Raw genomic sequence first — 19,532 nt, 5'->3', positions numbered from 1 at the left:
GTCGGCCGTTCTATCGTCGCGTCCGGCGACTCGGCGATCCGCCGACTCGGCGATCTACCGACTCGACGATCCGTCGGACGCGAGTCGGGCGAGTTCGCCGACCCCGGGGGACTTTTGTCGATCCGAGCGCGAGGGGGTCGCATGGCAACACACTCGAGCGGGTCGGAGATCGACCCGCGGGAGGGGGGTAACTTCGAGTACACCGGCGGGGAGGTCGAACGCCCCGACCTCGTCGACGCGCTCGACCGACGCGTCGAGGGGGACGTGCGGTTCGACGACTACTCGCGCCGGCTGTACGCGACCGACGCCTCGGCCTACGAAGTGACGCCGATCGGCGTCGTCTTCCCCGAGTCGACGGCGGACGTGGCCGCGGTTCAGGAGTACTGCTTCGAGGAAGGGGTTCCGGTGTTGCCCCGTGGCGGCGGTACTTCGCTCGCCGGCCAAACCGTGAACGAGGCCGTCGTCCTCGACTTCTCCAAGGCGCTGGACTCGGTGCTCGAGGCCGACCCCGAGGCGCGAACCGCCCGCGTCGAGGCCGGCGCGTACGTCGGCGACCTCAACGCGGCGGTCGAGCCGCACGGCCTGAAGTTCGCGCCCGACCCCGCCTGGCGCGACAAGTCGGCGGTCGGCGGCGCGATCGGCAACAACTCCACCGGGTCGCACTCGCTCAAGTACGGCAAGACCGACCACTACGTCGAGGAGCTGGAGGTCGTGCTCGCGGACGGGACCGTCGCCACCTTCGGCGAGGAGCGGGTCGAGGACCTCCGCGAGTCCGCCGACTCGGAGAGCGACGACCTCCTCGCCCGGATCCACGCCGAGATCGTCCGGGTCATCGACGAGGAGGCCGACGAGATCGACGAGCGATTCCCGGAGATGAAACGTAACGTCTCCGGCTACAACCTCGACCGGCTACTCGCCGAGTACCGGGGCGAGTACGGCGAGGAGGGCGTCGTCAACCTCGGACGGCTCATGGCGGGCAGCGAGGGGACGCTCGCGACGGTGACGGAGGCGACCGTCTCGCTCGTCGAGATCCCGGAGACGAAGGCGGTGGCGCTTCTCACCTACGACGACCTGCTGGACGCGATGGAGGACGTCGCCCCGGTCCTCGAACACGACCCCGCCGCCGTCGAGGTGATGGACGACGTGCTTCTCGGGCTGGCGGCGGACACCCCGGAGTTCGCGGAGGTCGTCGGCATGCTCCCCGACGGGACCGACTCCGTCCTCCTCGTCGAGTTCTACGCCGAGGACGACGAGGCGGGCCGGCGGAAGGTCGCCGACCTCGTCGCCGATCGCGTCGACGGCGCGGAGACCGTCGCCGACCCGGCTCCGGGCGCGGCGGAGACGACCGCCCAACCCCGACGGGCTCAGGCGGCCATGGAGGCGCACGACGCCGACGAGCGCGACCGCTTCTGGAAGATGCGCAAGTCGGGGCTCCCGATCCTGCTGTCGCGGACCTCCGACGCCAAGCACATCTCCTTCATCGAGGACTGTGCGATCCCTCCCGAACACCTCCCCGAGTACACCCGCGAGTTCCAGAAGATCCTCGAGGACACGGGGACGTTCGCGACGTTCTACGCGCACGCCGGCCCGGGCGTGCTCCACGTCCGACCGCTGATCGACACGAAGCAGGTCGACGACGTGGAGACGATGGTCGAGATCGCGGACCGGGTGACCGACGCGGTCGTCCGTCTCGGCGGGTCCGTCTCCGGCGAACACGGCGACGGGCGCGCGCGGACCCAGTGGAACCGGAAGCTGTACGGCGACGACCTCTGGGAGGCGTTCCGCGGCCTCAAGACCGCCTTCGACCCGGACTGGCTGCTCAACCCCGGCAACGTCTGCGGGGACTTCGACATGAGTGAGAACCTCCGGTTCGACGCAGACTACGAGTTCGACGCCGGCTTCGACGCCGCGATGCAGTGGGACAACGAGAACGGGATGCAGGGGATGGTCGAACTCTGTCACGGCTGCGGCGGCTGTCGCGGCCCGCAGGAGACGACGGGCGGCGTGATGTGTCCGACCTTCCGCGCCGCCGAGGAGGAGATCCAGTCGACGCGGGGCCGGGCGAACATGCTCCGCGGCGCGATGAACGGGGAACTGCCCGACGACCCCACCGGCGACGAGTTCGTCACCGAGGTGATGGACCTCTGTGTGGGGTGTAAGGGCTGTAAGGTGGACTGTCCGAGCGGCGTCGACATGGCGAAGCTGAAAGCCGAGGTCGAACACGCCCACCACGAGGAGCACGGCGCGAGCCTCAGGACCCGGCTGCTCGGGAAGTTCGAGGACCTCGCGCCGCTCGGCTCCCGGTTCGCCCCGCTGTCGAACCTGCCGGGGAAGCTCCCCGGCGCGGGGCTCGTCCTCGAGAAGACGCTCGGCATCGCGAGCGAGCGCGACCTCCCGACGTTCCGCTCGGAGAGCCTGATCGACTGGTTCGAGGCCCGCGGCGGCGCGGGCGTTCCACGCGAGGCGGCCGACCGCGAGGTGTTACTGTTCCCCGACGTGTACACCACCTACACGAGCCCGAGCGCGGGCAAGGCCGCGGTGCGCGTGCTTGAGGCCACGAACTGCCACGTGGAGATCCCGGACGTGAAGGGGAGCGGGCGGCCGCCCCACTCGAAGGGCCTCATAGACGAGTCGCGCGCGACCGCCCGCGACACCGTGGAGACGCTCGCACCCGAGGTCGAGGCGGGCCGGGACGTGGTCGTCGTCGAGCCCACCGACGCGGTCATGCTCCAGTCGGACTACGCGGACCTGCTCGGCGGTGACGCCAGCGACGTGCCCGACGAGGACGTCGCGGCGCTCTCGGGAGCCACCTTCGGCGTCATGGAGTACGTCGATTCCTTCCGGCTCGACGAGGGACTTTCCTTCGACGCGCCCGGCGAGCGGCTCGCCTACCACGGCCACTGCCACCAGAAGGCGACGAAGAAGGACCACCACGCGGTCGGCGTGCTCCGGCGGGCCGGCTACGGAGTCGAGCCGCTCGACACCACCTGCTGTGGGATGGCCGGCTCGTTCGGCTACGAGGCCGAGCACTACTCGATGAGCAAGGCGATCGGCGAGGACCTCTTCGCGCAGGTCGACGGGAGCGGCGCGGACGAGGTGGTCGCGCCCGGCGCGTCCTGTAGCACGCAGCTGAAGGAGCGCGACGAGGCGGCCCCGGAGCCGCCGCACCCGGTGGAGAAGCTGGCGGCGGCGCTCGTCTGAGTCTGAGTCCCGTCGCTCCTCGTCGCTTCTCGTCACTTCTCGTCATTCCTCGGGCTCGATCCGATCGCGGACGCGCTCGCGACGCCGCGACAGGAGCCCCTGAATCCCCTTTCCCGGCCCGCCCTCGATCGGCCACCCCTTCGTCCGCCACGCGGGGGGTTCCGGCGAGAACTCCGGACACGACCCCGAACACTCCCGGTCGGTGGGACAACGGTCCTTGGCCCCGCAGCGCGGAACGAGCGCCCGGCCGGCGCGCCGAAGCTCGAAGTGCCGACAGTCCGGCCGCATCGTGTCGTGATAGGAACGCCACCCCTTGCCGTAGGCCCGCTCGGCAATCTCCAGCCGGCGGGTGACCGTCCCGGGATCGCGCTCGCTCGGGTCGTTCGGCGCGAGGTCGCTCGGGAGCCAGTCCACGGTCGCGGCGGCCGGATCGACGGCGACGCCCTCGATTCCGGGATCGTCGTCGCTCTCGGGGTCTCCGGCGGCGAACGAGGTGGTCAGGATTCCCGCCTCCACGGGCATCTCCCGGAGGAGCGCGGGCTCGACGCGATCGCCCGTCGTCTCCGTCGCGAGCCAGACCTCGTCGGCGAGGGCGGTCTCGACGTCGTGGGCGAGCTGGTCGGCGAGCGCGTCCGCCGCCGATCGGTCGAGGTCCGGCTTGTTTTCGATCGCGACGATCCGTTCGACCCAGTCCGGATACGGCCGATGACGTCGGATCTCGATCCGGTTTCCGCGCCGTCGTTTCTCGATCAACTCCCGGCCCCCGGCGCGGTGGACCGCCCGCCGGACGTACCGCCACGGGTACCCCGGGTCGGGGAGCGCGTCGCGGTACCACGTCCACGTCGCCGGCGCGTCCCGGACGACGTGGAGGAGATCGGAGTCGAGAGCGCGGTCGCCGAAGGCTCGCCGCGCGGCGAACGCCTCCGGATCGACCTCGATCACGACGGTGTCCCAGCGCCGCCGCTTCGTACCGAGCTGTCTGGAGACGATCGCCGGGCGTGGATCGTCGCCGGGGTACCACGCCAACTCGGCGTACCGGCAGACGAGCAGCTCGTAGCCGAACTCGGCGTCGGGGATCACTTGCGTCGCCGTCGGCGACGCATTCTTCCGGATCGAGTCGATGCCACCGTCACGGCCGTCTCAGACGTAGCCGTCGTCGGCCTCCTCCCGCAGCTCGTCGAGGTACTCGTGGGCCTCCTCGAGGATCTCCCGCGGACCGTCCTGGGTGATCGTGTTGATGGCCTGATCGTAATCGCGCCACTGGAGGTCGCGGTGCTCCTTCGAGAGCTCCGCGCTCGCCTCGAAGGAGCGCGCGATGAACAGGTGGACCGTCTTGTGGATCGTCTCCCCGCCGGCCTCGAACACGTAGTCGTACTCCCGACGGAAGCCGTCGATGAGGCGGAAATCGTCGATTCCGGCCTCCTCGGACACCTCCCGTATCGCCGTCTGCTGGAGCTCCTCGTCGCCTTCGATCCCGCCTTTGGGGAACTCCCAGTCCCCCGGTCGGCTCTTCAGGAGCAAGTACTCCCGTTCGCCGCGGGTATCGCGGAAGAGGATGGCTCCGGAACTGGTCGCTTCGACCGTCATTAGCCTCAGGTAAGCAACCACCAGTAAAGAGGGTGTCGGAATTGCCGGTTCCGCGACCCTTTCGAGCGCTCTCGGTCGATCTGTGTGGGTCCGCGAAAGCCGGCACGCTCGACCTCCTCCGAGTGGATCCGCCAGTAGATGTGTTTTTACGCCTCGGGGGACCATTCATCCACGACCCCCAGCCATGACCTTCGTCACGAAACTCTCCTTCGCCTCCGGCGACCGCGACGTGCTCGCCGAGACCGTCCAGGAACTCAAAGACACCCTCGAGCGAAAGGGCGCGGAGTGTAAGGGGCCGCACGCCTCCTCGCCCGAGACCGTCAGCGTCCCTCAGTACAAACGCCTCCGCGCCGGCGACGAGTTCTCGCCGTGGCGCTACGACGTGTACAAGCGATCGATGGAGATCCACGGCGCGGACGACATCGCCCGCGACGTCGTCGCCCGCGACTTCCCGGACTCGATCCACGTCGAGGTCGAGGTCGACCGGAAGAAGCCGCTCGGACACCGGCGCGACTGAGTCGTCGATCGTCACGGCCGCCGAATCGCCGTCCGTGCGGCCGAGATCCGAGTCCGACGTTCGCTCGTTCCGCCGAAGGAGGAGACGCCGACCGCCACTCGACCTTTTAAGATATCCGGCGGCCTTCGGAGCGTATGAGCGTCCAAACCGACGACGAGTACAGCGAGTTCCGACGCGACCTCCACCGCCACCCCGAGCCGGCGTGGTGTGAGTTCTACACGACCGCCCGCATCGTCGAGGCGCTCCGCGAGCGCGACCTCGACGCGCTCCACGTCGGTCCCGACGCCCTCGACGAGGACTCCCGCCGGAACGTGCCGGACGACGACGAGTTGACGAAGTGGGCCGACCGCGCCCGCGAGGCCGGCGCGGACCCCGAGATACTCGAGGAGCTCGAGGGAGGGTACACCGGCTGCGTCGCCGTCGTGGATCGCGGCGAGGGGCCGGTCGTCGGCCTCCGCGTCGACATCGACGGGCTGCCGATCCTCGAATCCGAGGAGGGCGACCACGCCCCGGCCGCCGGGGGGTTCCGCTCGGAGAACGAGGGGTACATGCACGCCTGCGGGCACGATTCGCACGCGACGATCGGTCTCGGCGTGGTCGACGCGATCCTCGATTCGGACTTCTCGGGCACGCTCAAGGTGTTCTTCCAGCCAGGGGAGGAGAAGATCGTGGGCGGAAAGCCGATGGCCGAGTCCGGCCTCCTCGACGACGTCGACTACTTCTACGCGGTCCACATCGGGCTCGATCACCCCTCGGGCGAGGTCGTGAGCGGCATCGACGGCTTCCTCGCGGTGAACCACTTCCTCGCCGAGTTCGAGGGTGAGCCCTCCCACGCGGGCGCGCGACCCGAACAGGGGCGGAACACGGTTCAGGCGATGGCGGCCGCGATACAGAACCTCTATTCGATCCCGCGACACGCCGACGGCGCGACCCGCGTGAACGCCGGGCTCGTCGGGGGCGGTACGGCGACGAACATCATCCCCGAGGAGTCCCACATCGAGGGCGAGGTCCGCGGCGAGAGCACGGAGCTCGCCGACTACATGTTCGATCACGCGGAGCGGGTCCTCCACTCGGCTGCGGAGATGCACGACTGCGAGGTCGACGTCACCACGATGGGGGCCGCGCCGAGCGCGACGAGCGACGCCGCGCTCTCCGACGTCATCGGCGAGGTCGCCCGCGACGTGGAAGGCGTGACGAGCGTGGTCGAGAGCGCCGACCTCGGCGGCAGCGAGGACGCCACGTTCATGATGGAGCGCGTACAGGAGCGCGGCGGACTCGCCTGCTACGTCGGCGTCGGCACCGACCACCCCGGCGGCCACCACACCTCGACGTTCGACGTCGTCGAGAGCGACATCGGCCTCGGGGTCGACGTGCTCTCGCGGGCGATCCGGCACGTCGCCGAGACCCGTCCCTGATCCGATCCCGGTCCGATCCCGGCCAACCTCGAGCCGGCTCGACGCGACCCGTCACGCCGGCAGGACCCTCGGGCGACGGTAGGTTTAGGCGGCCGCAGCCCGTGATATGAGGCATGGAGGCCGTCCTCTGGTACGTCCTCACCGGCACCCGAGGCGGCCCGAATCGGGTCCGGATCCTGCGGGCGATAGACGACCGTCCACGGAACGCCAACCAACTCGCCGATCGGCTCGATCTGGACTACACGACGGTCCGACATCACCTCGACGTGTTGCGCGACCACGACGTGGTCGAGCGCACCGGCGACGGCTACGGAACGGTGTACTATCCGACGGAGGGAACCAGAAACCACTGGGAGGTCGTCGAGGAGATCGCGGACGCGTCCCCGGTGTAGTTTCAGTACTTCGCGTCCGCGCCGGTCGTCTCGTAGATGCGGTCCATGATCGCGTCGCGCTCGCGGGTCCAGTTGGCCATCGCGGCGGGGCTCGTCGGGTACGACTCGTAGTGGGCGAGTAACTCGTCCGCCAGCGACTTGGTCTGATAGAAGTTCCGGATCGTCCCCCAGTAGCCGAAGCTCTTGACGGCGGCCTTCAGTTTCAGGCCGAACGACATCGAAGTGGAGCCCTCGTACAGGGCCTCGGCGAGCTTCTCGCCCGGCAGCGACGCGAGAAGCCCCATCAGGTCGTCGACGTCGACGGCGGTCGAGAGGACGTTGTACACGTCGAGGCCGGCGTACCGACCGCCGAAGTGGTCCATCACGCGCGCGTTGTACCGCCAGAGGTTCTCCTCGCTCACGTCGCCGTCGGAGACGGCCTTGACCGCCTGTTCGCCCGCGTACTTCCCGGCGTAGGCCGCACCCGCGATCCCGCCGCCCGTCGTCGGGTTCACGTGGCCGGCCGCGTCGCCGACGGCCATGTAACCGGGCGCGACCGCCGAGTCGTACGGCCGCCGCGTGGGCAGCGCCGCGCCGAGCTTGTCGCGCACCTCCGCGCCCTCGAACTCGGGACGGTTCCGGAGGTCGCGTTTCAGCGCCTCGACGAGCTGCATCGGCTCCTCGTTCATCTGGAAGCCCAGTCCGGCGTTGATCTCCGTCGCCGTCCGCGGGAAGTACCAGAGGTATCCCGCGGCGCGGTCGGTGGCCTTGAACACGAGCGCGTCGTCCCACTCGACGGGTTCGGGGACCTCGACGATCTCGCGGTAGGCCGAACAGAACTGTGAGTAGCGGACGTTAGTGTCGAAGGTGGTCCCCTCGAAGTCGGCCTTGTCCTGAAGCAGCGACAGCGAGCCGGCGCCGTCGATGACGAGGTCGCCCTCGTAGGTGACCGGGTCGCCCCCGCGGTTGGCTCGCAGGCCCGTGACCCGCCCGTCGTCGGTCTGGATCACGTCGTTGATGACGGTGTCGTAGTGGAAGTCGACGCCGGCGTCCTCGGCGCCCGCGATGATCCGGCGACCGTACTCCCAGCGGTCGATGACGGCGAGCTCGCCGGGGACCGGGATCTCGAGGACCGTGTCCTCCTGTGGGATCTCGAACCGTCCGTGGTCGACGCCGGTGTTCGTGAACGCCGGTTCGAGCCGTTCCTTCGGGATGGCCTCCGGGAAGGCGTCGGCGCCCTTCAGCGCGTCGCCGCAGGCGATGTGGCCCGCCTCCTCCTCGTCCTTCCGCTCGACGATGACGACGTCGAGCCCCTCGTTCGCGATCGTCGCGGCGGCGTAACACCCGGCGGTCCCCGCGCCCGCCACGACGACGTCGTACTCGTCGATGCTCATTACCGTGTCCTGTCCCGCCGCCGGCAAAACTCTTTACTCCCGTTTCGGTCCCGACGGGACCGACGGAATCGCCACGGAGGAGTTCATTCCTCGGTCTCGTAGTGGTCGCCCGCGGCCGCGGGGATCCGGGTCCGCCCGACCAACGCGAGCACCACGATCACGACGACGTAGGGGATCGTCTGAACCAGCGTGTCGGGGACCGCGTACCCGAGCTGCTGGAGCCGGATCTGCGTCGCGTCGAGCCCCGCGAACAGCACGCCGGCCCCGAGCGTTCCGAGGGGGTTGTAGTTGCCGAACAGGTACGCCACGATGGCGATGAACCCCTTCCCCTGGACCATCGTCTCGCCGGATCCGACGAACTGGCCGATCGAGAGCGCGAGCGCCGAGCCGCCGACGCCCGAGAGGACGCCCGACAGCAACACGCCCGCGTACCGGACCCGCGAGACCGAGACGCCGACCGTGTCGAGCGCCTTCGGGTTCTCGCCGGACGCCCGGAGGTGTTTCCCGAACGCGGTGCGGTTCAGCGTCCACCAGGAGGCGGCGGTCGCGATGACGACCATCGTCGCGGAGTAGCGCCATCCGACGCTCGCGCCGAGGTTCGGCGTGTTGACGCCGCCGAAGAAGACGGTCGACATGAACGGCGCGAGCCCCAAGGCGATCAGCCACACCGCCAGCCCGGCGATGATCTGGTCCGCTTTGAACTCGATACAGACGACCGCGAACACCCCGGCGAGTAGCGTCGAGGCGACGATCCCGGCGAGGAATCCGATCCAGATCGCCGGAACGCCGAGGACCGCGTTCCCGATCCCGATCACCGACGCGATGTAGACGGAGGCGAACGCGGAGATGATGAGGAGTCCCTCCAGTCCGATGTTGATCACGCCCGACTTCTCGGCGAAGATGCCGCCGAGCCCGGCGAGCACGATGGGCGCGGCGAGCCGCGCCGTCGACTCGGCGGTGCCCGCCGAGAAGACGATGCCGGCGAGGTCGCCGGCGACGGAGTCGGGGAACAACAGCCCGAGCAGTCCCAGCGTCCCCAGCGTTCCGACGACGCCCACGACGAGCGAGCGCACGTAGTCGTCGTCGATCAGGTCGTCGAGAAGCGGGACGGGCACGTCCGCGAGCGGGTTACGCATCGGCCTCACCTCCTCGGGTCGCCGCGCCGGCATCGCCGGTCGTCCCGTCGCCGCCGGATCCGTCGTCGCCGGTCGAGTCGTCCGCGGTCGTCTCCGGCCCGCCCGGCCCGCTCGAACCCAGGCCGGCGTATCGGCCGGCCATCCGGAAGAACTCCGGCATGGCCACGAAGAGGATTATCAGCCCGCGCAACACGCCGACGAGCTCGGTCGGCACGTCCGTCCGGAACCCGATCTCGAGTGCGCCGCCCTTCAGGACGCCGAACAGGAACGCGGCGGGCAACACGCCGAGCGGGTTGTTCCCCGCCAGGATCGAGACGGTGATCCCGTCAAAGCCGAGGTCGGGCACCGACTCGATCCACCGGCCCTCGGACATCAGCACCCACACCGCGCCGCCGACGCCGCCGAGCGCGCCCGAGAGCGTCATCGCCCGCACGGTCGTCAGCTTCGCGTTCACGCCGCCGTACTCCGCGGCGGCCGCCTGTACCCCGCTCGTGCGCAGGTCGTAGCCGAACGGCGTGTGCTCGACGAGGTAGTAGAGCGCACCGATGAACGCGACCCCCACGGCCAACGCGAGCAGCGCGAAGTCGCTGGAGTCCGGGAACAGCCAGGGAGAGAACTGCGCGTACTCCGGAACGTACCGCGTCGCGACGACGGAGGAGCCCTCGGCTCGGAACACCTCCAACACCAGTACGTACGCGACGTTCGCGGCGACGAAGTTGAGCATGATCGTCGTGATGACCTCGTTGGCGTCGGCGTACGCCTTCAACGCGCCGGGTATCGCGCCCCAGAGGCCGCCGCCGACCGCGCCCGCGAGGGTGCCGACGACGACGAGGGCGATCCCGGAGATCGGCCCGGGCGGAAGCAGCGGTGCGAGCGCGAGCACCGTCAGCGCGGTCGCGAGCGCGCCGACGACGAGCTGGCCCTGCGTCCCGATGTTGAAGAGTCCGGCGCGGAACGCGACCGCGACCGAGAGCCCGGTGAAGATCAAAAGCGTCGTCTCCGAGAGCGTGAGCCCGAACGAGAGGTTGAACGGCGTCCACGATGGGTTGAACAGCCCCGGCTCGCCGATCGCGAGCGGGTAGCCGAGCGCCCCGTTGAACAACACGGCGTACACCTCGAAGGGGTCATAACAGAACCCCAGACCGGTGACCGGCATCGTCCACGCGGCGGTGCTACACTCCGCGATCCGCCCCGAGACGAGCACGATGGCGAAGCCGACGGCGATCGACAGCAGGATCGCCGCGACGCTGATGAGGATCCGCTCGGCGACGCTGCGGTCGACGAACGGCTCGATCACGCGGCGAGCGGCCGTCGGAAGCCGCCCGCCGTCGCGTCGGCTCACGCCTCCACACCCCCATCAGCGGCGGGTTCGCGGTTCGGACCGGATTCGTCGTCGGCGTCTCCGTCGCCTGCGCCATCTCCGTCGCCTGCGCCATCTCCGTCGCCCGCACCATCGCCGTCGAGCCCGTCGTCGACCGCGTCGTGGATCGCCGCGCCCGAGACGCTTTCGTCGTCGAGCGTCTCGCCGGCCATCAGCAGGCCGATCTCCTCTTCGGTCACCGTGGCGGGATCGACGACGCCGGTGAACGCACCCTCGTGGATCACGGCGAGGCGGTCGGAGAGCCCCTGGACCTCGTCGAGCTTCGAGGAGACGAGCAGTATCGCCTTCCCCTCGGCGCGTAGCTCGAGCAGCCGGTCGTGGAGGAACTCCGTGGAGCCGATGTCGACGCCGCGGGTGGGGTGGGTCGCGACGACCAGGTCCGGGTCGCGCTCGAACTCCCGGCCGACGATGAACTTCTGCTGGTTGCCCCCCGAGAAGGACTCCGCGTCCGCGTCGGGGTTCGGCGGCCGGACGTCGTACGCCTCGATCACCGACTCGGCGTGGTCCGTCGACGCGTTCCAGTCGATCCGTCCCCCGGCGGCGAACGGCGGCTCGTGTTGGCTCCCTAAGATCCCGTTTTGAACCAGGTCGTAGGACATCACCAGCCCCTTCTCGTGGCGGTCCTCCGGGATGAACGCCATCCCGCGGTCGATGTGCTCCCGACGGGTCGCGCCCGCCATCGGCTCGCCGAGGTACTCGACGGAGCCCGATTCCGGCTCGCGCATCCCCGTGATCGCCTCGACCAACTGCGACTGACCGTTCCCGTCGACGCCGGCGATCCCGAGCACCTCGCCCGCACGGAGTTCGAAGGAGACTCCCGAGACCGCCTCGACGCCGCGGTCGTCCTCGACCCGGAGATCCGTCACGCCGAGCACGCGATCGCCGGGTTCCTGTGGCGTCGTCGCCGGCTCCATCAGCACCTCCCGCCCGACCATCATCTCCGCGAGGTCCTCACGAGTCACGTCCTCCGAGGCGACGGTGCCGACGTTGACGCCGTCGCGCAGGACGGTGATCTCGTCGGCGGCCGACAGCGCCTCGCCGAGCTTGTGCGAGATGAAGATTATCGTCTTGCCCTGCTCGGTCAGCTCCTCGAAGACGCCGTACAGCTCCTCGACCTCCTGGGGGGTCAACACCGCGGTCGGCTCGTCCATGATCAGGACCTCCGCGCCCCGGTACAGCGCCTTCAGGATCTCGACGCGCTGTTGAACCCCGACCGAGACGTCCTCGATCCGGGCGTCCGGATCGACGTCGAAGCCGTAGCGCTCGCTCAACTCGATCACCGCCTCTCGCGCGGCCTTCTCGTCGACGCGGAGCCCGCCCCACGTCCTCGGTTCGTTGCCCAAGACGACGTTCTCCCACACCGTCATGGGGTCGACGAGCATGAAGTGCTGGTGGATCATGCCGATCCCGGCGTCGATCGCGTCGCGCGGGGACGCGAACGAGCGAGGTTCGCCCTCGACGACGACCGTGCCCTCAGTCGGCCGGTAGAGGCCGTATAACACGTTCATCAGCGTGGTCTTGCCGGCCCCGTTCTCACCGAGTAGGGCGTGGACGCTCCCCCGCTCTATCGCGAGGTCCACGTCGTCGTTGGCGACGACCCCGGGGAACCGCTTCGTGATACCGTCAAGGTGGACCGCCGGGTTCATTCACCCGTATCTCCGTGTGCGAGGCAAAAAGACCGCGGGTTCGTCGTCGAACGGATCACGCGTCGCCGCCACACGTAGCGTTATCCATCCGGCAGCCGAGGCCGCCGTATGGTCTCGCGATTCTGGCGTATCGTGGCGGCCGTGACGGTCTGGCACGTCGCCGCCAGCGTCTGCTACTACACGGTGTACGCCGGGACGCCGCTCTTTCGGGACGCGTTCGATCTGACCGGTCTGGAGGTGGGGATCGTGATCGCCGCGTTGACGCTCGGGTACGCCGTCTCGCTTCTCCCCTTCGGCATCGCGACGGACCGGTTCGGCGAGAGACGTACGCTGACGGTCGGTCTCGTCGGACTCTCCGTCGGCGTCTTCGGGGTCGCGATCGCGCCGACGTACCCGCTGTTGCTGATCGCCGCCTTCCTCCTCGGCTCGATGTACGGAAGCGCCACGCCGGGGACGAACAAGGCGATCTTCGACCGGATCGATCCGGGGAAACAACACCGCGCGATCGGGATCAAGCAGATCGGTCCGACGATCGGGAGCGCGGTCGGCGCCCTGCTGGTGACCGGGACCGCCGGCGTCCTCTTCCCGCGGTTCGGCTTCCTGATCGCCGCCGCGGTCGGGTCCCTGGTCGCCGTCGCCTTCTTCGGGACGTATCGCCGCGCGAGTCCGGGCGAGGCGACGTCGCCCGACTTCCGCGCGCTGTCGTCGAATTCGACCTACCTGGTCCTGCTGCTCTCGGGGGTGTGTCTCGGGGCCGCGTTCTACACGACGACCGGCTACGTCACCCTCTTCGTCGGCGAGTCGATCGGCGCGTCGGTCGCGGTCGCCGGCGCGGTCCTCGCGTCCATGCAGGTCGTCAGCAGCGTCGGAAAGGTCGCCGTGGGGACGTTGGCGGACGTGCTTCCCGGGTCGCCTCGGACGCGGACCGGCGGAATACTCGCCGTCCAGGCGGCCGGCGGCGGGGTCCTTTACTTCGTGCTTCCGGCCTCGAGTTCGACGCTGACCGCCGCCGTCGTCCTCGCCGGGATCGGGGCGCTCGTCCTCGGATCGACCGGTCTCTACTACTCCTGTCTCTCCACGCTCGTCGACGACGACGAGCTCGGAGCCGCCTCGGCCGCCGGCCAGCTCGCGGTCACCGCGAGCGGGCTGTTCGCGCCGCCGACGTTCGGCTACCTCGTCGACACGAGCGGGTACGCGGCCGCCTGGTCCTTTCTCGGCGTCCTCTCGCTCGCAGCGGCCGCGCTCGCGCTCGTCGTCGTCGCCGACGCGGTGTGATCCACGCTGACGGCCGGATATCAGTCGTCGCCGTCTCCGCGTTCAGTTCCCGTCCGTCTCGGTCGGGACGTCGATGTCGCCGGCGATGATCGCGTCGCGGGCCTCGGAGACCGCGGTCACGATGTCGTCGGGGACCTCGCCGCCGATCTCGTCGCCGTAGACGCACTCGACCCCGTTGGACTCGAGTCCGAGCGCGATCGACTCGCCGCCCTGGTGGTCGTCGTCGATCACGTTCGAGACGGACTCGTAGACCGCGGTGTCGACGCGTTTCACCATCGACGCCAGGATCACGTCGGAGAACTCGGGCTCGGTGATCGACTGGTCGAGGTCGACGCCGAAGGCGAATCGACCCTCCTCCTGTGCCGCCTGGAACACGCCGACGCCGGTCGCGCCCGAGGCGTGATAGACGATGTCCGCGCCGCTCTGGTACATCGAGAGCGCCGCCTCCTGTCCGCCCGAGGGGTCGGCGTAGCTGCCGACGTAGCTCGTGGTGACGTCGACGTCGTCGGCCGCATAGTCGACGCCGGCCTCGAAGCCGGCCTGGAACCGACGGATGACCGGGCTGTCGACGCCGCCGACGAACCCGAGGTTCGTCGAGTCGGGGTCCGTCGAGCCGGCCCCGGCCGAGAAGTCGGTCTCGGTCAGCCGCGCGGCGAGCACGCCCATCAGGAACGACCCCTCGTGCTCGCGGAAGACGTAGCTCGCGACGTTGTCCTCCTCGACGACGGAGTCGACGAGCATGAAGTCCTGGTCGGGGAACTGCGGCGCGTTCTCCGCGAGCGCGTCGGTCTGGTTGAATCCGATACACGACACCAGGTCGTAGTCGGGGTCCGTCGAACTGGCGTACCGCTGCTGGAAGTCCCCGAACTCGCCGGTCCCCTCCGGTTGGGACTCGTCGTACTGGATGCCGAATTCCTCCTCGGCCTGGATGAGACCCTGCTGGGCCGCGTCGTTGAACGAGTTGTCTCCGAGTCCGCCGTCGGAGTAGACGATGCCCACGGTCGCCGGGACATCGTCGGACCCATCCGAGCCGTCGTCGCCGGAGCTGCCGTCTCCCGAACCGCCGTCGCCCGAGCCGTCGTCGCCGTTCGATCCGTCGTCTCCCGAGCCGCCGTCGCTCGGTCCGCCGCTACAACCCGCGAGACCGACGAGGCCCGCCGCGCTCGCCGCCTTCAGGAACCGCCGCCGTTCGATGTCGGACGTCATAATCACCTACATACCCGGGCGAGCGGGGCATAAACGCGTCGCTCTCCGTTCCGACGTGTCCTCCCGAGGTCGACGGCCGGTCGCCGAGCCGGGAGTCAGCTCTCGGCTTCGGCGACCGCGGCCTCGACGACCTCGCGGACCGATTCGACCAGCTCGTCGACCGCGTCGCTCTCGGCGTACACCCTGACGTACGGCTCGGTTCCGGAGGGACGGACGAGCGTCCACGACGCGTCGGGGAACTCCAGGCGAACGCCGTGGTCGGTGTCGACGGTCGCGTCCTCGAACGCCGCCGGGAGCCGTTCGGTCAACCGAGCCATGACCCGCTCTTTCCGGTCGTCGGGACAGTCGACGCTGACCTTCCGGTACGGGCGCTCCGTGACCGGATCTCGGAGCGACTCCAGCCCCTCGGTCGCGACGAGTACGGCCATCACCGCCGCCGAGCAGACGCCGTCGATCCAGCCGCCGAAGGCCGTGTGGACGTGTTTCCACGGCTCGGCGGCGAAGACGACCTCCGTATCCTTGGCGTCCGCCTCCGCCCGCACCGCCGCGATCCCCTCGTGGAGCGCGCCGAGACGGACGCGCTCGACTCGCCCGCCGGCCTCGCGGACGCGTTCGTCGATCCGACCGGAGGCGTTCGGGGTCGTCACCACGACCGGGTCGTCGGCGGCGCTGGTCCGGACGTACCGCTCGGCGAGGATCGCGAGGACGGTGTCCTCGTGGACAACCTCGCCGTTCGCGTCGACGACGACGATCCGGTCCGCGTCGCCGTCGTGGCCGATCCCGAAGGCGTACCCCTCTCCGTCGCGACCCGGATCGTCGACACCCTCGTTCGCGTCGGCCACGAACGCCCGGAGGTCGCGAAGCGTCTCCGGCGTGGGCTTGCTCCCGCGACCGGGGAAGTGGCCGTCGACGTTGCCGTTGAGCGTGACGACCGTCGCGCCGAGCTCTCGCAGGACCGTCGGCGTCGCCGGGGCGGACATCCCGTTGCCGCAGTCGACGGCGATTCGGAGCCCGTCGAGGGAGTCGCCGTCGTCGGCATCGCCGGCGTCATCGGCGTCGGCCTCGAACTCCGTCGCGTACTCGCGAACGTCCGCGAGATATCCGTCGAGGGTGTCGACCCGATCGGGTTCGGTCCACGCGTCCCACGCCGCCGGCGGCTCCTCAGCCTCGACGCGCGCCTCGACGGCGAGTTCCAGCTCGCGGTCGAACTCGACCCCGTCGCGGAAGAGCTTGATCCCGTTGTCCGACGGCGGGTTGTGCGAGGCGGTGAGCATGACTCCGTACCGCCCCCGCGAGGCGTGTGCCAGCGCCGGCGTCGGGAGTCGTCCAGCCCGCGAGACCTTCGCGCCGCCGGAGGCGAGCCCCGCCTCCGTCGCGGCCGCGATCGCCGGCCCGCTCACCCGCCCGTCGCGTGCGAGGACGATTTCGGGCGGACCGGTCGGTTCGTCAGTCCCGCCCCCGGCCTCCAGTTCCCGCGCTTCCGCCGCCACCGCGCGGCCGACCGCGAGCGCGAGTTCCGGCGTCACGCGCTCCTCGACGCGACCGCGAACTCCCGCGGTTCCGAACAGTTCCATGTCGCCCCGATCGACCGCCGCTCGTTAGTACCCGTCGGTCGGTGGTCCGCGTGCGGCGGTCGGCGGTCCGCGTCCGGCGAATCGAGTCGTCGCGGGGATCCGTGTCGTCGTGAATATCCGAGTCGTTAGGGGTCGAGAAGCTTTGATTCGGCCTTCCGGAGGTGTTCGAGCATCGTCGTCTTCGAGACGTCCAGGTCGTCGGCGAGCTCGCGCGTGGACGTCCCACGGGGCCACTCGTAGTAGCCCTGCTCCCGGGCGTGTTCGTACACCTCCCGCTGAGTCGTGGTGAGCGTGTCGAGACGGTGTTCGCGGGCGGTCTTCTGGCCGGTTCCCGACGACGACATCGACTCGATGCTCACCTCGGCGCCGGACGCCTCGCGGACCGCGTCGAGCGACTCGCGGATCCCGGTGCGCTCGCCGACGAAACACACCTGCCACTCCTCGTGGCCGTCCTCGATCCGGACCGGGGCGCTGTGGACGAACCCGTTCTCGAGGAGGGTCGGACACACCATGTCGGTCGGGTCGTACTCCACGAAGAACTCGCGGACCACGTTGCCGGGGGCGTCGCGGGCGCGACCGAACCGCTGTTGTAGCTCCATGAGGTCCCCGGAGTGCTCGGAGGCGCGGATCGCGTCGAGCAGCGCCTCCACCTCCTCGTTCGTGTCCGCGAACGCGGTGAACAGACCGTTCACCGTGTTCGGCGTCTCGCCGTTCGTCTTCGGCGAGTTGTAGATGGCGTGAGCGAGGACTCCGCCGTCGGTTCGGCTCGTCGCCTCGATCGCCCAGCAGTTCGGGTGCCACAGATCGAGCGTCAGTCGGGTTCCCGACCACCCGTCGGCCTCGTTCGCCTCGAGCGAAGACATGATCCGATCTAGATCACCGCGCGGTAAAGAATCTCCCGACCATGGTAGGGTGGGGAGTTTGAAGTCCGGGGAGAAAACGAGCGCACATGGCAGACGCCTACAACCACTACATCGACGGCGAGTGGGTCGACGGCGAGGGAACGGAGACGTTCGAGAGCGAGAACCCGGCCACCGGGGAGACGCTCGGCGAGTTTCAGAAGGGAACGCCGGCGGACGTCGACCGCGCGGTCGACGCCGCGGACGAGGCGTTCGAGGAGTGGCGCGAGCTCTCCCGGATCGACCGAGCGGAGTACCTCTGGGACGTGTACCACGAGCTCCGCGAGCGCACCGACGAGCTCGGCGAGGTCGTCACGAAGGAGTGCGGCAAGGAGATAAGCGAGGGGAAAGCCGACGTGGTCGAGGCCGCCCACATGGTCGAGTGGGCCGCCGGCGACGCGCGCCACCCCAAGGGCGACATCGTGCCCTCCGAGATCCCCGCGAAGGACGCCTACATGCGCCGGAAGCCCCGCGGCGTCACCGGCTGTATCACGCCGTGGAACTTCCCGGTCGCCATCCCGTACTGGCACATGGCCATCGCGCTGGTCGAGGGGAACACCGTCGTGTTCAAGCCCGCCGAGCAGACCCCGTGGTGTGCGCAGATCATCGCGGAGATGTTCGAGGACGCGGGCATCCCCAACGGCGTCTTCAACATGGTCCAGGGGTACGGCGACGCCGGCAACGCGATCGTCGAGAACGACGACGTCGACACCGTGATCTTCACGGGGTCGGCCGAGGTCGGCCACCACATCCAGGACAAGCTCGGCGGCGTCGCCGGCAAGCGCGCGGCCTGCGAGATGGGCGGCAAGAACGCCATCGTGATCACCGAGGAGGCGGACCTTGACATCGCGGTCCACTCCGCGGTCATGTCCTCCTTTAAGACCACCGGCCAGCGCTGCGTCTCCTCCGAGCGACTGATCGTCCACTCGGACGTGTACGACGAGTTCAAGGAGCGCTTCGTCGAGGTCGCGGAGAACGTCTCCGTCGGCGACCCGCTCGACGAGAACACGTTCATGGGGCCGCTCATCGAGGAGGAGCACCACGAGAAGGTCACGCGGAACAACGAGCAGGCCCGCGAGGAGGGCGTCAACGTACTCGTCGACCGGACCGAACTCGACGCCGAGGAGATCCCGGACGGCCACGAGGACGGCTACTGGGTCGGCCCGTTCGTCTACGAGGCGGACGCACACGCCGACCTGACGTGTACCCACGAGGAGGTCTTCGGCCCCCACGTCGCGCTCATGGAGTACGACGGCGACGTCGAGGAGGCCGTCGAGATCCAGAACGACACGGAGTACGGACTCGCCGGGGCCATCATCTCGGAGGACTATCGCCAGATCAATTACTACCGCGACCGCGCCGAGATCGGCTTGGCGTACGGCAACCTGCCGTGTATCGGCGCGGAGGTCCAGCTGCCCTTCGGCGGCGTCAAGAAGTCCGGCAACGGCTACCCCTCCGCGCGTGAGGCCATCGAGGCCGTCACCGACCGCACCGCCTGGACGCTGAACAACTCCAAGGAGATCGAGATGGCACAGGGCCTCTCGGCGGACATCAAAACCAGCGACTGAGAGGTCGGTGAGACGACAACGCTGTGGTCTCCGTCGCTGAGGAGACCCGTGAACGTGAGGTAGTCCGCCTCTGCGTTCCGCACGTGAGAACGACTTCTTCGGCGTCACGACCGTAGTGCTCGGCGATGTCCGCTCGGAGCGTCGGAGGTTCACCAGTTGAACGACGTAGCCGAGTTCATCGACGGCGAGGTCGAAGCGATCGACGGAGAGGCTCCGAACCCTGCTCTCGGCGAGCGTCAGGTCGACGTCTGGTTCGTACTCGTCGAATCTGCTGTGTTGAATAGATGCTGAGTCACGGTTACAGCGGCTCACACAGTGGTTCTATGTTGGTGATGGCGAACATCAAGACGATTTCACGGAAC

The 19,532-nt window shown here is 69.1% G+C and carries 16 protein-coding genes; 7 read left to right on the top strand and 9 right to left on the bottom strand.

Features of this window, described 5'->3' with window-relative positions; genetic code table 11:
* The first annotated feature begins 141 nt into the window (after positions 1-141).
* Complete coding sequence (locus FN829_RS04440) at positions 142-3,201, top strand: FAD-binding and (Fe-S)-binding domain-containing protein (RefSeq protein ID WP_142985803.1); 3,060 nt, start codon at positions 142-144, stop codon at positions 3,199-3,201.
* A gap of 42 nt (positions 3,202-3,243) precedes the next feature.
* On the opposite strand, the gene FN829_RS04435 is transcribed toward FN829_RS04440, so the two are convergent.
* Both FN829_RS04435 and FN829_RS04430 read right to left on the bottom strand, forming a co-directional pair.
* Complete coding sequence (locus tag FN829_RS04435) at positions 3,244-4,281, bottom strand: DUF5787 family protein (protein WP_142985802.1); 1,038 nt, start codon at positions 4,279-4,281, stop codon at positions 3,244-3,246.
* A 60-nt stretch (positions 4,282-4,341) separates the two neighbouring features.
* Positions 4,342-4,788, bottom strand: a complete 447-nt coding sequence (locus FN829_RS04430; RefSeq protein ID WP_142985801.1) for a bis(5'-nucleosyl)-tetraphosphatase — start codon at positions 4,786-4,788, stop codon at positions 4,342-4,344.
* A gap of 184 nt (positions 4,789-4,972) precedes the next feature.
* On the opposite strand from FN829_RS04430, the gene FN829_RS04425 reads away from it, so the two are divergent.
* From FN829_RS04425 to FN829_RS04415, 3 genes are all read left to right on the top strand, one after another.
* Positions 4,973-5,305, top strand: a complete 333-nt coding sequence (locus FN829_RS04425; RefSeq protein WP_142985800.1) for an uS10/mL48 family ribosomal protein — start codon at positions 4,973-4,975, stop codon at positions 5,303-5,305.
* 134 nt (positions 5,306-5,439) lie between these two features.
* Positions 5,440-6,720 (top strand): amidohydrolase, encoded by a 1,281-nt coding sequence (locus FN829_RS04420; protein WP_142985799.1) that lies wholly within the window; start codon positions 5,440-5,442, stop codon positions 6,718-6,720.
* 113 nt (positions 6,721-6,833) lie between these two features.
* Positions 6,834-7,112: a winged helix-turn-helix domain-containing protein gene (locus FN829_RS04415; RefSeq protein WP_142985798.1), complete on the top strand. Its 279-nt coding sequence runs from the start codon at positions 6,834-6,836 to the stop codon at positions 7,110-7,112.
* Between the two features lie 2 nt (positions 7,113-7,114).
* On the opposite strand, the gene FN829_RS04410 is transcribed toward FN829_RS04415, so the two are convergent.
* The 4 genes from FN829_RS04410 to FN829_RS04395 all read right to left on the bottom strand — a co-directional run bounded on the left by FN829_RS04410 (position 7,115) and on the right by FN829_RS04395 (position 12,648).
* Positions 7,115-8,485: a geranylgeranyl reductase family protein gene (locus FN829_RS04410; RefSeq protein WP_142985797.1), complete on the bottom strand. Its 1,371-nt coding sequence runs from the start codon at positions 8,483-8,485 to the stop codon at positions 7,115-7,117.
* A gap of 83 nt (positions 8,486-8,568) precedes the next feature.
* On the bottom strand, positions 8,569-9,621 hold the full coding sequence (locus tag FN829_RS04405) for an ABC transporter permease (RefSeq protein ID WP_142985796.1): 1,053 nt from the start codon (positions 9,619-9,621) through the stop codon (positions 8,569-8,571).
* The gene (locus FN829_RS04400) at positions 9,614-10,963 is read right to left on the bottom strand and encodes an ABC transporter permease (RefSeq protein WP_142985795.1); all 1,350 of its coding nucleotides are present in this window, start codon (positions 10,961-10,963) and stop codon (positions 9,614-9,616) included. The genes FN829_RS04405 and FN829_RS04400 overlap by 8 nt, the downstream gene beginning before the upstream one ends.
* Complete coding sequence (locus FN829_RS04395; protein ID WP_142985794.1) at positions 10,960-12,648, bottom strand: ABC transporter ATP-binding protein; 1,689 nt, start codon at positions 12,646-12,648, stop codon at positions 10,960-10,962. Before FN829_RS04395 ends, FN829_RS04400 begins: the two co-directional genes overlap by 4 nt.
* Before the next feature lie 108 nt (positions 12,649-12,756).
* Here FN829_RS04395 and FN829_RS04390 point away from each other — a divergent pair, with 108 nt between their 5' ends.
* Positions 12,757-13,923 carry an MFS transporter gene (locus FN829_RS04390; protein ID WP_142985793.1) on the top strand — a complete coding sequence of 389 codons (1,167 nt, stop codon included), beginning with the start codon at positions 12,757-12,759 and terminating at the stop codon, positions 13,921-13,923.
* Positions 13,924-13,965: 42 nt separating this feature from the next.
* Here the strand turns inward: FN829_RS04390 and FN829_RS04385 are convergent, their stop codons facing one another.
* The 3 genes from FN829_RS04385 to FN829_RS04375 form a co-directional block, all read right to left on the bottom strand.
* Positions 13,966-15,129: a BMP family lipoprotein gene (locus tag FN829_RS04385; protein ID WP_142985792.1), complete on the bottom strand. Its 1,164-nt coding sequence runs from the start codon at positions 15,127-15,129 to the stop codon at positions 13,966-13,968.
* A gap of 95 nt (positions 15,130-15,224) precedes the next feature.
* On the bottom strand, positions 15,225-16,703 hold the full coding sequence (locus tag FN829_RS04380) for a phosphomannomutase (RefSeq protein ID WP_142985791.1): 1,479 nt from the start codon (positions 16,701-16,703) through the stop codon (positions 15,225-15,227).
* 125 nt (positions 16,704-16,828) lie between these two features.
* Positions 16,829-17,566, bottom strand: coding sequence for a helix-turn-helix domain-containing protein (locus tag FN829_RS04375; protein WP_142985790.1), 738 nt, complete (start codon positions 17,564-17,566; stop codon positions 16,829-16,831).
* A gap of 86 nt (positions 17,567-17,652) precedes the next feature.
* On the opposite strand from FN829_RS04375, the gene FN829_RS04370 reads away from it, so the two are divergent.
* Both FN829_RS04370 and FN829_RS16355 read left to right on the top strand, forming a co-directional pair.
* Positions 17,653-19,170, top strand: coding sequence for an aldehyde dehydrogenase family protein (locus FN829_RS04370; RefSeq protein ID WP_142985789.1), 1,518 nt, complete (start codon positions 17,653-17,655; stop codon positions 19,168-19,170).
* 156 nt (positions 19,171-19,326) lie between these two features.
* Positions 19,327-19,461, top strand: a complete 135-nt coding sequence (locus tag FN829_RS16355) for a hypothetical protein (protein ID WP_281286032.1) — start codon at positions 19,327-19,329, stop codon at positions 19,459-19,461.
* Positions 19,462-19,532 lie beyond the last annotated feature (71 nt).

Source organism: Halorubrum cibi, from assembly GCF_900182635.1.
GTDB lineage: Archaea > Halobacteriota > Halobacteria > Halobacteriales > Haloferacaceae > Halorubrum > Halorubrum cibi.
Note: the sequence above shows the minus strand (reverse complement) of the source record. Positions and strands in the feature narration are given on the sequence as shown.

Coding starts and splice junctions, on each gene's coding strand:
- FN829_RS04415 (WP_142985798.1), top strand. CDS start 6,834: ATGGAGGCCGTCCTCTGGTACGTCCTCACCGGCACCCGAGGCGGCCCG.
- FN829_RS04385 (WP_142985792.1), bottom strand. CDS start 15,129: ATGACGTCCGACATCGAACGGCGGCGGTTCCTGAAGGCGGCGAGCGCG.
- FN829_RS04375 (WP_142985790.1), bottom strand. CDS start 17,566: ATGTCTTCGCTCGAGGCGAACGAGGCCGACGGGTGGTCGGGAACCCGA.
- FN829_RS04430 (WP_142985801.1), bottom strand. CDS start 4,788: ATGACGGTCGAAGCGACCAGTTCCGGAGCCATCCTCTTCCGCGATACC.
- FN829_RS04390 (WP_142985793.1), top strand. CDS start 12,757: ATGGTCTCGCGATTCTGGCGTATCGTGGCGGCCGTGACGGTCTGGCAC.
- FN829_RS04425 (WP_142985800.1), top strand. CDS start 4,973: ATGACCTTCGTCACGAAACTCTCCTTCGCCTCCGGCGACCGCGACGTG.
- FN829_RS04440 (WP_142985803.1), top strand. CDS start 142: ATGGCAACACACTCGAGCGGGTCGGAGATCGACCCGCGGGAGGGGGGT.
- FN829_RS04410 (WP_142985797.1), bottom strand. CDS start 8,485: ATGAGCATCGACGAGTACGACGTCGTCGTGGCGGGCGCGGGGACCGCC.
- FN829_RS04395 (WP_142985794.1), bottom strand. CDS start 12,648: ATGAACCCGGCGGTCCACCTTGACGGTATCACGAAGCGGTTCCCCGGG.
- FN829_RS04370 (WP_142985789.1), top strand. CDS start 17,653: ATGGCAGACGCCTACAACCACTACATCGACGGCGAGTGGGTCGACGGC.
- FN829_RS04405 (WP_142985796.1), bottom strand. CDS start 9,621: ATGCGTAACCCGCTCGCGGACGTGCCCGTCCCGCTTCTCGACGACCTG.
- FN829_RS04380 (WP_142985791.1), bottom strand. CDS start 16,703: ATGGAACTGTTCGGAACCGCGGGAGTTCGCGGTCGCGTCGAGGAGCGC.
- FN829_RS04420 (WP_142985799.1), top strand. CDS start 5,440: ATGAGCGTCCAAACCGACGACGAGTACAGCGAGTTCCGACGCGACCTC.